Here is a 12,949-nt window from a genome sequence, read left to right on the forward strand (position 1 = left end):
TAGAGGTCCTGCTCAGCAGGGCCTCTTTTTCATGCCCCGGATCAGTCCATAGATCTGTTCTGCAGATCAGCTCTATAGATCATTGATCAAGCGTCAATGCCTTTGCCCCGTTACTGCTTTTGAGTACATTTTCGGAACTCGATCATTTGCTGAGTAGCAGCTGAAGGTCAATTCCATTTGTCGCGCCCTGTTTTGATCTGGTTCCGCTCCCTACAATCCGTCCACATCTTGGGCTCTGAACGACGTCAAGGAGGACGAATGGCGGGGCTCTTCATCCCAGACCCGACTGATCACCCGGCTGCCCTCGCGGCAGCTGTACTCACGGATGACAATCGGCTGATCGTCATTGTCATCGCGGCGGTGGCGCTCGCCGCGCTCGTCGTGGCTCAAGTGCTGGTGCGCCAGGTGCTGGCCGCCGGCGAGGGCACCGATTCCATGAAAGAGATCGCCGCCGCTGTACAGGAAGGCGCGAATGCCTATCTGTCGCGGCAGTTGCGCACCCTCGGCCTCTTCGCCGTCGTGGTGTTCTTCCTGCTGTTGCTCCTTCCGGCGGACGACTGGGCTCAACGCGCCGGGCGTTCCGTGTTCTTCCTGGTGGGCGCGCTTTTCTCGGCGGCCACCGGATACATCGGTATGCGTCTGGCCGTACGGGCCAATGTGCGCGTGGCCGCGGCCGCGCGAGAGGCGACCCCGGCGGACGGCGAACCGGCGAAGGATCTGACGGCCGTCGCGCACAAAGCCATGAAGATCGCTTTCCGTACCGGCGGCGTGGTCGGCATGTTCACCGTGGGCCTCGGCCTGCTGGGCGCTTCCTGCGTCGTTCTCGTCTACGCGGCCGACGCCCCCAAGGTCCTGGAGGGCTTCGGTCTCGGCGCCGCGCTGATCGCCATGTTCATGCGAGTCGGCGGCGGCATCTTCACCAAGGCGGCCGACGTCGGCGCCGATCTCGTGGGCAAGGTCGAGCAGGGCATCCCCGAGGACGATCCGCGCAACGCGGCGACCATCGCCGACAACGTGGGCGACAACGTCGGCGACTGCGCCGGAATGGCCGCCGACCTCTTCGAGTCGTACGCCGTCACACTCGTCGCGGCGCTCATCCTCGGCAAGGCGGCCTTCGGCGACGCCGGACTCGCCTTTCCGCTGATCGTTCCGGCGATCGGCGTGGTCACCGCGATGATCGGCATCTTCGCGGTCGCCCCGCGGCGCGCCGATCGCAGCGGGATGACCGCCATCAACCGGGGCTTCTTCATCTCCGCGGTGATCTCGCTCGCCCTGGTGGCCGCGGCGGTCTACGCCTACCTCCCGTCCTCGTACGCGGATCTCAAGGGCGTCACCGAGAGCGCCATCAGCGCCCATGAGGGGGACCCGCGGGTCCTCGCCCTGGTCGCCGTTGCCATCGGCATCGTGCTGGCGGCCCTGATCCAGCAGCTGACCGGCTACTTCACCGAGACCAACCGCCGTCCGGTCCGGGACATCGGCAAGTCCTCGCTGACCGGGCCCGCCACCGTCGTACTCGCCGGTATCTCCATCGGTCTGGAATCCGCCGTCTACACCGCGCTGCTGATCGGGCTCGGCGTCTACGGGGCGTTCCTGCTCGGCGGCACCTCGATCATGCTCGCCCTCTTCGCGGTGGCGCTGGCCGGCACCGGTCTGCTCACCACCGTCGGCGTCATCGTCGCCATGGACACCTTCGGGCCCGTGTCCGACAACGCGCAGGGCATCGCCGAGATGTCCGGCGACGTCCAGGGCGCGGGCGCGCAGGTCCTCACCGACCTGGACGCCGTCGGCAACACCACCAAGGCGATCACCAAGGGAATCGCCATCGCGACCGCCGTCCTGGCGGCTGCCGCGCTCTTCGGCTCGTACCGTGACGCCATCGCCACCGCGGCCAGGGACGTCGGCGAGAAGGTCAGGGACGGTGCGCCCATGAACCTGGTGATGGACATCTCGCAGCCCAACAATCTCGTGGGTCTGATCCTCGGCGCCGCGGTCGTCTTCCTCTTCTCGGGGCTGGCGATCAGCGCGGTCTCCCGTTCGGCGGGAGCGGTGGTCTACGAAGTGCGGCGGCAGTTCCGCGAGCACCCCGGGATCATGGACTACACCGAGAAGCCGGAGTACGGGCGGGTCGTCGACATCTGCACCAAGGACGCGCTCCGGGAGCTCGCCACGCCCGGTCTGCTCGCCGTGCTGACCCCCATCGCGGTCGGCTTCTCCCTCGGCGTCGGCGCGCTCGGCGCGTTCCTCGCGGGCGCGATCGGCACCGGCACCCTCATGGCGGTCTTCCTCGCCAACTCGGGCGGCGCGTGGGACAACGCCAAGAAGCTCGTCGAGGACGGCCACCACGGCGGCAAGGGCAGCGAGGCCCATGCCGCGACCGTGATCGGCGACACCGTCGGCGACCCGTTCAAGGACACCGCGGGTCCGGCCATCAACCCGCTGCTCAAGGTGATGAACCTGGTGGCGCTGCTGATCGCGCCGGCGGTGATCCAGTTCAGCTACGGCGACGACGCCAGCCCCGGGGTCAGGGCGCTGGTGGCGGTCCTCGCCATCGCGGTCATCGTCGGGGCCGTGTACGTGTCCAAGCGGCGCGGCATCGCGGTGGGCGACGAGTCCGGCTCGGCCGAGCAGAGCGCGAAGTCACCCGATCCCGCGGTGGTCTCTTAACACCCGTTCAACACCCGTCCCCTCGGCCGGGACGGCTCAAAAGACGGGCGGGCGGCGCGTATTGACGCGCCGTCCGCCCCTTTGTCGGGCCGGGTGAGCCTTCTCTCCCTTGATGCAAATGGCTGCAATATCAGATGAACCGGGCATATGGCACGCTGCTGCCGCCCGTTCGGCGTGTATGTTCCGGGGCCGAGGAGCCTTGGAAGGGACCCATTCGGTGAACAAGAAGCTTGCGGTCGCACTCTCCGGCGGTGCGGTACTGGTGCTGGCGCTGTCGGGCTGCAGCAGCGACGAGGACAAATTCACGGTCGACGACTGGGCCAAGAAGTACTGCGATGCCGCGAAGCCGCAGCTCAAGAAGGAGGCCGCTGCCGAGGAGCTGATCCGCTCGACCGCGTCGGACGGCAAGCCGGGCGACATCCAGACGGCCGATTCCAAGGCATTCAAGGACCTGTCGAACGTGTACAAGGGGTACGCCGACGCCTTCAGGACCGCCGGAACGCCGCCGATCGACGGCGGCGAGAAGCTGGTGAAGGACGCCGCCGCCGAACTCGACGCCAACTCCACCTCGTACCTGGATCTGAAGAAGCAGGTCGACGGGCTCGACGCCGGGGACCAGCAGAAGTTCGCGGACGGGCTGCGTCCGGTCGCGGACGGGCTCGCGAAGATCGAGCAGAATCAGAACGCCCGGGACAAGCTGCGGGCGAGCGAGGCGGGCCAGGCGATGACCAAGCAGCCCGGGTGCAAGCCGGTGGCGGCGCCCGGCCCAGCGGGATCCGCCGCGTCCTCCCGCTGAACCGTGAGGGGGCGAGGGCGGGCGCGGGAGCTGGGCTCTGTGGCCTGAGCCCTGGGTTCCGTGGCCAGAGCCCGGATGCGGGACCCGGGCTCCGTGGCCTGAGCCCCGATGCGGGACCCGGGCTCCGTGGCCTGAGCCCGGGCGTGGACGGCGGTTGTCAGTGGCTGCGGCCACAATGGGCACTGTGAGTACGACCAGCGTCACCCCAGCCCTTCCCTCGCCCGCTCTCGCCCCCCGGCTGCGCGAGGCGCTCATCGCCGGCGCCTTCACCGCCGACGGGCTGCTCGAACTGCTCGGCGCGTCCGCCTATGCGGCCCTCGCCCGCAGCGAGACCGTCCCCGCCATGCGCGCCACCCGCGGAGACGGCGTCCTGGACGCCCTCGTACGGCTCTTTCTGCTCCAGCGGCCCGTGGCGTACGAGCGGGCCGCCGCCGCCCTGCCGCTGGACGAGTGCCTCGCCGGAGGCTGGGCGGTCCGCGACGGCGGCGAAGTGCGCGCCACCGTGGACGTACGGCCCTACGGCGGGCCCGAGGGACAGGACTGGTTCATCGTCTCCGACCTCGGCTGCGCGGTCGGCGGCGCGGGCGGCGCCGGCGGCCAGGACGAACAGGTGGTGCTCGGCGTCGGCGGCGCGTCCACCACCCTCGCGGGAGTCACCGTCCGTACGCCGGTGGGCTCGGCGCTCGCTCTCGGCACCGGCTCCGGCATCCAGGCGCTGCACGCCTCGCAGCACGCCACCCGGGTCACGGCCACCGACCTCAACCCGCGCGCCCTGCACTTCACCCGCCTCACGCTCGCGCTCTCCGCCGTCCCGGACGCCGAGCTGAAGCAGGGCTCGCTGTTCGAGCCGGTCGCCCGGGAGACCTTCGATCTGATCGTGTCCAACCCGCCGTTCGTGATCTCCCCCGGCGCCCGGCTGACCTACCGGGACGGCGGGATGGGCGGGGACGACCTGTGCCGCTCGCTCGTTCAGCAGGCGGGGGCCAGGCTGAACGACGGGGGATACGCCCAGTTCCTCGCCAACTGGCAGCACATCGAGGGGGAGGAGTGGCAGGAGCGGGTGCGTTCCTGGGTGCCGGAGGGCTGCGACGCCTGGATCGTCCAGCGCGAGGTCCAGGACGTCACGCAGTACGCCGAGCTGTGGCTGAGGGACAGCGGCGATCACCGGGGCGACCCGGCGAGGTATGCGCGGCGGTACGAGGAGTGGCTCGACGAGTTCGAGTCCCGCAAGACCAGGGCCATCGGATTCGGGTGGATCACCCTGCGGAAATCCGGATCCGAGCGTCCCTCGGTCATCGCCGAGGAATGGCCGCATCCGGTGGAGCAGCCGCTCGGCGAGAGCGTGCGGGCGCATTTCGCGCGGCAGGACTATCTCCGGACGCGTGACGACGCGTCCCTGCTCGCGGATCACTTCACGCTGGCCGCCGAAGTGGTGCAGGAGCAGGTCGGGCTGCCGGGCGATGAGCACCCCGAGCATCTGGTGCTCCGGCAGAACCGGGGGATGCGGCGGGCCACCAAGGTCGACACGGTGGGCGCGGGGTTCGCCGGGGCGTGTGACGGGACGCTGAGCGCCGGGCGGATTCTGGACGCCATCGCCCAGCTGATCGACGAGGACCCGGTGCTGCTGCGGGACCGTACCCCGCAGGCGATCCGGCTGCTGGTGGAGGAGGGATTCCTGGAGCCCGCGGGGATGACCCGCTAGCCGCTCCGGCCGAGCCGACGGGTGGGGACGAGCTGCCGGCCGGCCGTCCCGCCGCCCGCCCGGCGGCTCGCCCCCCATCCGTCGGCGGCTCGTGGATGGTGGTAATTCGCGCCGAGTGCCGGGGCGAATCGGCCAATGTTCGGTTTACGGGCCGGTACGAGCCGCCGCGCCCCGGGAGCGGTGTCCGGGGCCCGGGAGCTCGTCACCGTGCCCGGGCCCGCCCGCAGGCGCACGGGAGCCCGCCGCGGGGCTCCGGCCCGGGGACGAGGAGAAGGCGTCCCGGAGACAGGCGGAGACGACACGGAGACTCGGCGGAGACGACACGGAGAGCGGACGGAGAGGAGCCAGAGACGGCACGGAGAGACGGCGGAGAGAGAACCGGGACAGTACGGCGGAGAGGAGGACGGAGAGAGGGACCCGGGAAGCGCGCCCCGCCCCCGCCTGGGTGAACCCATGCGCCGTTCACCCCGATTTCGCACCCGGGCCGCCCGGAAGTGCCAGCCTCGGCACCGGGGACAGCCCCCGCACCACCTGGGCATGGGGAGAAGGACGGGGTACGGGCATGGAGAGCGGGCCAGCGATCTTCGCCGGAGCGGCGTTCGCACTGTTCGGGGCCGGGCTGCTGCTGTGGACCGGGGTACGGGTCAGACATCGCGCACCCGTCGCCCACGGAGTGAGCCCCAGCACCGCCATCGCCCTCACCACCAGCGCCGGAGTGGTGTGCCTGGCCCTCGGCGCATGGTGCTTCGGCCGGCTCTGAGACGCCCCCGGGCAGCCTCCGGGGGAAGGCGCCGGACACCGTCGTACCGGTCCGGGCGGCAGGAATAGCCGGACTCGGGTTACCGTTCGAGTGGCCGTTGCGGGCTTTTGCCGTTTGACACAGGGGCGGGTTGTACCGTCACACTCCGCAGCGGCAGCAGCACCACGCTGCTCCACAGAGCAGCACCGCAGCGCCCACAGCAGTGCGCCACCAGCGCCGCACCGCCGTGTACGCCCACCGAGCGCCGACCGGAGAGAAGAGCGAAGTTGTCCCCGACCAGCGAGACCGCACAGGGCGGCCGACGCCTCGTGATCGTCGAGTCGCCCGCCAAGGCGAAGACGATCAAGGGTTACCTCGGCCCCGGCTATGTCGTCGAGGCGAGCGTCGGGCACATCCGCGACCTCCCGAACGGCGCGGCCGAGGTGCCCGAGAAGTACACCGGCGAGGTCCGCCGTCTCGGTGTCGACGTCGAGCATGACTTCCAGCCGGTCTATGTCGTCAATGCCGATAAGAAGGCCCAGGTCAGGAAGCTCAAAGAGCAGCTCGCCGAGTCCGATGAGCTCTACCTCGCCACCGATGAGGACCGCGAGGGCGAGGCCATCGCCTGGCATCTGCTCGAAGTCCTCAAGCCCAAGGTCCCGGTCCACCGGATGGTCTTCCACGAGATCACCAAGGACGCCATCCGCGACGCCGTCGCCAATCCGCGCGAGCTGAACAAGCGGATGGTCGACGCCCAGGAGACCCGCCGGATCCTCGACCGTCTCTACGGCTACGAGGTCTCCCCGGTCCTGTGGAAGAAGGTCATGCCCCGGCTCTCGGCCGGCCGTGTCCAGTCCGTCGCCACCCGGCTGGTCGTCGAGCGGGAGCGGGAGCGCAGGGCGTTCACCTCCGCCGAGTACTGGGATCTGACCGGCACCTTCTCCACCGGCCGCGCCGGGGACGCCTCCGACCCCGCCGCCTTCACCGCCCGGCTGAACACGGTCGACGGGCAGCGGGTCGCCCAGGGGCGCGACTTCGGCTCCGACGGGGTGCTCAAGCCCGGCCAGACCAAGGTGCTCCATCTCGACGAGGCGAACGCGCGCGCCCTCGCCGCCGCGCTGGAGAACACCTCGTACGCCGTGCGCTCGGTCGAGTCCAAGCCGTACCGCCGCTCTCCGTACGCCCCGTTCCGTACGACGACGATGCAGCAGGAGGCCTCCCGCAAGCTGGGCTTCGGGGCCAAGGCCACCATGCAGGTCGCGCAGAAGCTGTACGAGAACGGCTTCATCACCTATATGCGTACGGACTCCACCACGCTTTCGGACACCGCCGTCGCGGCAGCCCGGGCGCAGGTCACCCAGTTGTACGGCGCGAACTATCTCCCCGAGAAGCCGCGCGTGTACGCCGGGAAGGTCAAGAACGCCCAGGAGGCGCACGAGGCGATTCGTCCTTCGGGTGATCGTTTCCGCACTCCGGCGGAGACGGGGCTCTCCGGGGACCAGTTCCGGCTCTATGAGCTGATCTGGAAGCGGACCGTCGCCTCTCAGATGAAGGACGCCACCGGGAACTCGGTCACCGTCAAGATCGGCGGCACGGCCGCAGACGGCCGGGACGTCGAGTTCACCGCTTCCGGCAAGACCATCACCTTCCACGGCTTCATGAAGGCGTATGTCGAGGGCGCCGACGACCCCAACGCCGAGCTCGACGACCGTGAGCGCCGGCTGCCGCAGGTCGCCGAGGGCGAGGCGCTCCTCGCCGACGCGCTCTCGGCCGACGGCCACGCCACCAAGCCGCCCGCCCGCTACACCGAGGCATCCCTGGTCAAGGAGCTGGAGGAGCGCGAGATCGGCCGCCCCTCCACCTACGCCTCGATCATCGGCACCATCCTCGACCGCGGCTATGTCTTCAAGAAGGGCACCGCCCTGGTGCCGTCCTTCCTGAGCTTCGCCGTGGTGAATCTGCTGGAGAAGCACTTCGGCCGGCTGGTCGACTACGACTTCACCGCCAAGATGGAGGACGACCTCGACTGCATCGCGCGGGGCGAGGCCCAGGCGGTGCCGTGGCTGAAGCGTTTCTACTTCGGTGCGGGCGACGACCGCGGCGCGGCCTCGGGCGCGGGCAACGGCGACGGGGACCACCTCGGCGGCCTCAAGGCCCTGGTGACCGACCTCGGCGCGATCGACGCCCGGGAGATCTCCAGCTTCCCCGTCGGCAATGGAATCGTGCTGCGGGTCGGCCGCTACGGCCCGTACGTCGAGCGCGGCGAGAAGGACACCGAGGGCCACCAGCGCGCCGATGTGCCCGACGATCTCGCGCCCGACGAGCTGACCGTGGAGCACGCGGAGGAGCTGCTGGCCAAGCCCAGCGGTGACTTCGCGCTGGGCACCGACCCCGTCTCGGGCCATGAGATCGTCGCCAAGGACGGCCGGTACGGCCCCTATGTCACCGAGATCCTTCCCGAGGGCACCCCGAAGACCGGCAAGAACGCGGTCAAGCCGCGCACGGCCTCGCTCTTCAAGTCGATGTCCCTGGACACGGTCACCCTGGAGGACGCGCTCCGGCTGATGTCCCTGCCCAGGGTCGTCGGCGCCGACGCCGACGGCGTGGAGATCACCGCGCAGAACGGCCGGTACGGCCCGTATCTGAAGAAGGGCACGGACTCGCGTTCGCTGGAGAGCGAGGACCAGCTCTTCAGCGTCACCCTGGAGCAGGCGCTCGCGATCTACGCCCAGCCCAAGCAGCGCGGGCGGGCCGCCGCCAAGCCGCCGCTGAAGGAGCTGGGCACCGACCCGGTGAGCGAGCGCCCGGTGGTCGTGAAGGACGGCCGGTTCGGCCCGTATGTCACCGACGGCGAGACCAACGCCACCCTGCGCACCGACGACAGCGTGGAGGACATCACGCCGGAGCGCGGCTATGAGCTGCTCGCCGAGAAGCGGGCGAAGGGGCCCGTCAAGAAGAAGACGGCGAAGAAGGCCCCGGCGAAGAAGACGACGACGGCCAAGACCGCCGCCAAGAAGACCACCACGGCGAAGAAGACGGCGACGGCGGCCAAGAAGACCGCGGCGAAGAAGACGGTGGCGAAGAAGGCCGTGGCCAAGAAGACGGTCGCCAAGAAGACCGTGGCCGCGGCGAAGCCCGCCGACGACGAGTAGAAGCCCGCCCGCCGACGGGTAAGCGCCGGCGGACGACCCCGGCGGCCCGGCCGGAGAAGCCGGCGGGGCGGCCCGCCTCCCTCAAGGGGCGGTCGTCCGGCCGGGTGGTTCTCCGGCGGGCGGCTCTTCGGCCGGGCGGTCTCCCAGTCGGCGGTCTCCCGGGTCTCCGCCGCCGGGCGGACAGGGCCGCCGGGTGGACAGGGCCGTGCGGCGCGGTGTTCGCCCCCGGCGTACGCGCCCTCGCGGGACGCGTACGCCGGGGGCGTGCCCCCCGTACGGCGCGTTCCTCACCGGCGGGCCCCGGGCCGGCTCCCGGGGCAGAGGACGGCCGTGTCCCCCGCGACGTAAGCGTTCGTACGTTCGATCGATCCGGCAAGGACCTCCGTGGTCCGGATAGGCTGGGCGGATGACGCGATCCGAGCAGCCAGCCGAGCCGCAGGCGGTCGTGAGCCCCGTCTCAGAGACTCTCCCCGGCTCCGACGACTCCGCCGACGCACTCGCCGCAGACTCCCGGGAACGGGCGCTGCGCGCGCTGTTGCGGGCGCCCTCGCTCAGAAGGCTCTGGAACGCCCGGGTCGTCGGAGGCGTCGGCGACGCCCTCGCCGTCCTCGTACTCCTGCTGCTGACGCTCCAGGCCGCGGTCTCGGAAGGCTCCTTCGGCGACGGATACCGCGGCGCCGCCCTCTCCGTGGCCGCCGTGCTCGGCGCGCGGGCGCTCGCGACCGTGCTCTTCGGAGTCGTACTCCTCGGACCGCTCACCACCCTCACCTCGCCCAAGGGCCCGCTCGACCGCCGCTGGACCATGATCGGCGCGGACGTGCTGCGGCTGGCGCTGCTCGTCGTGGCCCCGCTCTGGCTCGACTGGACCCCCGCCGACGCGGCCGTGATCCTGCTGGCCACGGTGTTCGCGCTCGGGGCCGCCGAGCGCGTCTGGGCGATCGCGGCGGAGGGAGCCGCCCCCGCGCTGGTGCCCGCCCCGCCGCTGGAGGGCGCGGCCGTACGCCCGCTGCCCGACCACCTCGACGCGCTGCGCCGGCTGTGGCTGCGTACCGGATTCGCGGTCGTACCCGTCGCCGCCGCCGTACTGCTCGTCGCCACGCTCGTCGGCAGACTGCTGAGCACCGGAAGCGAGTGGTTCTCGCTCCACCAGGCGGCTCTCGGCTCGTATGTCGCGGCCGGACTCTTCGCCGCGTCCGTGTCGGTGCTCTACTTCATCGTGCTGCCCGGCTCGACGACCCCCCGGCCGCGTTCGCCGTTCGAAGGGCTGCGCCGCCCGGCGGCCGGACCCGAGAGCGGGAAGGACGGCCCCGACAAGGGCCGCACCGGCGGTGTGCCGTTCTTCGTCCTGGCCTGCGCGGCGGTCGCGGGCGCGATCTCCGCCGCGGCTGCCGTCTCCGTACTGCACGCGGTGGACCTCGGCGGCGGCCCCGCCGCCTTCGCGCTGCTCGTCCTCGCGCTGACCGGCGGCACCGGACTCGGCATCCGGCACGCCGAATCCGTACTGCCCAGCCTGTCGCGCAGGCGGCTGCTCGCCCTCGCGCTGGCCGTCACCGGGATCGCGCTGCTCGCGATGGGACTGGTGCCGGACACGGCCACCGTCCTGTTCATCGCGCTGCTGGCCGGGTTCTCGGCGGGGGTCGCGGCGAACACCGGGCACGCGCTCATCGACCAGGAGTCCGAGGCCCCCCGGCGTGCCCGGCTGACCGAGCACCTTCAGGCGGTCGTCAGGGTCGCCATCGCGCTCGGCGCGCTCGCCGCCCCGCTGCTGGCCGCCGCGATCGGACCGCACCGGCTCGCGGGCGGCGACTTCGTCTTCGCCCACGGCGGCGCGGCCTTCACCCTGATGCTGGCCGGCGCGCTGCTGCTGCCGGTCGCCGCGGTCGTCCGCGCCAGGACGGACGACCGTTCCGGGGTGCCGCTCCGCCGCGATCTGGGCGAGGCGCTGCGCCGGGGCGCGGACCCGGCGCAGGCCGTGGCGCCCACCGGATTCTTCATCGCGCTGGAAGGCGGCGACGGAGCGGGCAAGTCCACCCAGGCCGAGGCGCTCGCCGAATGGATCCGCAACAAGGGCCATGAGGTCGTCGTCACCCGTGAGCCGGGCGCGACACCGGTCGGCAAGCGGCTGCGGTCGATCCTGCTGGACGTGTCGTCCGCGGGTCTGTCGAACCGCGCCGAGGCGCTGCTGTACGCGGCCGACCGCGCCGAGCACGTCGGCTCGGTGGTGCGGCCCGCGCTGGAGCGGGGCGCGGTCGTCATCTCGGATCGCTATATCGACTCCTCGGTGGCCTATCAGGGCGCTGGGCGCGATCTGGCGCCCACGGAGATCGCCCGGATCTCGCGCTGGGCGACGGACGGTCTCGTACCGCACCTGACGGTGCTGCTGGACGTCTCACCGGAGACGGCGAGGGAGCGCTTCCCGGAGGCGCCGGACCGGCTGGAGTCGGAGCCGGCGGAGTTCCACCAGCGGGTACGGGCGGGTTTTCTGACGCTGGCCGCGAGCGACCCGGGGCGGTATCTGGTGGTGGACGCCGGGCAGGAGCCGGAGGCCGTCACCACGGTCGTACGGCATCGGCTGGACCAGATGCTTCCGCTCTCCGCCGCCGAGGTGCGGGCGCGGGAAGAGGCACGCCGCAAGGCCGAGGAGGAGATCCGGCGCAAGGCGGAGGAAGAGGCCGCGCGCAAGGCCGAGGAGGAGCGTCTGGAGCGGGAGCGCCAGGAGCAGCTCGCCAAGCTCCGTGCCGAGGAGGAGGCCCGCCGCAAGGCCGAGGAGGAGGCCGCGCGGCAGCGCGAGGCCGAACGGCTCGCGGAGGAGGCCCGGCAGCGGGCTGAGGAGGAGCGCCGCAAGGCGGAAGAGGAGCGCCGCCGGCGCGAGGCGGAGGAGAAGGCCCGCCAGGAGGAACAGGATCGGCTGCGCCGGCTGGCGGAGGAGCAGGCCAGGCTGCGGGCGGAGGCCGAGGAGCGCCGCCTGGAGAAGCAGCGCAAGGCCGAGGAGGCGCTGCTGCGGGCCGAGGAGGCCCGCCGGGCCGCGGCGGAGGCAGCCGCCGCGCGGGCGGCGGCGGAGGCCGAGGTCTCGGCGAACGAGGTGACCGTGCCGACGCCGGTGGTGCGGCCCGAGGATCTGCGGGGCGGTGCGCCGGAGGGGGCCGCTCCGGACGACGAGGTGACGGTCTCCACGCCGGTGGTCCGTCCGGACGACGAGACGCAGCAGGTGCCGAGGGTGCGGCCGGAGCAGGAGTCCGGCCCGGCTCCCTCCGCTTCTGGAGCGGGAGCGGGGAACAGGGCTCCGTCCTGGGCTGACTCCGGGGCCGCTGATGAGACGGCGGTGCTGCCTCCGGTACGGGACGGCAGGGACGGCGGAGATACCGGGGACGGCAGGGACGGCAGGGACGGCAGGACCGCTGGTTCCGCTTCGGCGGAGGAGACCGCCGTGCTGCCCCCGGTGCGGGAGGAGCGTCCTGTCGACCGGGTGCCGCCGGGGTTCTTCCGTGACGGGGGCGATGAGCGCGATGGACGTGACGCGTCCGGCGGGCGTGACGGCGAGTCCCGTCAGCTGGGACCGGACGACCGTACGCGTGAGCTTCCGCAGGTCGACCCCGACACCGGACGTCCACGGCGTCGCTCGGACTGGGCGGAGGAGACTCCGCTGGACGATCTGCCGACGCTGGCGGATGAACTCCTCGGCCCGCACGACAAGGACGGCAAGGGGCGGCGGGGCGGGCGCTGAGGCACGGCGTGGCCGCTGAGGCGTACGGCGGCGGGTTCTGGCGGGGCGGCGGTACGAGCCGTTCGCCGAGCCCGCCCGCTGCGTGTCCTGTGTGGCCTGTGTGGTCATGGTGGTCCGTGTGGCCTGTGTGGACCCGAGGCGCACCGGATCGTCTGCTGGAATCCCTGCTGGA

The 12,949-nt window shown here is 71.5% G+C and carries 6 protein-coding genes; all 6 read left to right on the plus strand.

Features of this window, described 5'->3' with window-relative positions; genetic code table 11:
- Positions 1–258 precede the first annotated feature (258 nt).
- The 6 genes from FF041_RS25775 to tmk all read left to right on the plus strand — a co-directional run bounded on the left by FF041_RS25775 (position 259) and on the right by tmk (position 12,777).
- Positions 259–2,664 (plus strand): sodium-translocating pyrophosphatase, encoded by a 2,406-nt coding sequence (locus FF041_RS25775; RefSeq protein WP_153524996.1) that lies wholly within the window; start codon positions 259–261, stop codon positions 2,662–2,664.
- A gap of 217 nt (positions 2,665–2,881) precedes the next feature.
- Positions 2,882–3,460 (plus strand): small secreted protein, encoded by a 579-nt coding sequence (locus FF041_RS25780; RefSeq protein WP_323370961.1) that lies wholly within the window; start codon positions 2,882–2,884, stop codon positions 3,458–3,460.
- 184 nt (positions 3,461–3,644) lie between these two features.
- Positions 3,645–5,162, plus strand: a complete 1,518-nt coding sequence (locus tag FF041_RS25785; RefSeq protein ID WP_323392712.1) for a class I SAM-dependent methyltransferase — start codon at positions 3,645–3,647, stop codon at positions 5,160–5,162.
- Positions 5,163–5,724: 562 nt separating this feature from the next.
- Positions 5,725–5,922: a hypothetical protein gene (locus tag FF041_RS25790; RefSeq protein ID WP_153480099.1), complete on the plus strand. Its 198-nt coding sequence runs from the start codon at positions 5,725–5,727 to the stop codon at positions 5,920–5,922.
- A gap of 266 nt (positions 5,923–6,188) precedes the next feature.
- The gene (gene topA / locus FF041_RS25795; protein ID WP_153524998.1) at positions 6,189–9,053 is read left to right on the plus strand and encodes a type I DNA topoisomerase; all 2,865 of its coding nucleotides are present in this window, start codon (positions 6,189–6,191) and stop codon (positions 9,051–9,053) included.
- 406 nt (positions 9,054–9,459) lie between these two features.
- The gene (tmk, locus tag FF041_RS25800; RefSeq protein WP_153524999.1) at positions 9,460–12,777 is read left to right on the plus strand and encodes a dTMP kinase; all 3,318 of its coding nucleotides are present in this window, start codon (positions 9,460–9,462) and stop codon (positions 12,775–12,777) included.
- The last annotated feature ends 172 nt before the right edge of the window (positions 12,778–12,949 follow it).

The sequence above is a fragment of the Streptomyces jumonjinensis genome, assembly GCF_009600885.1.
GTDB classification, from domain to species: Bacteria; Actinomycetota; Actinomycetes; order Streptomycetales; family Streptomycetaceae; genus Streptomyces; species Streptomyces jumonjinensis.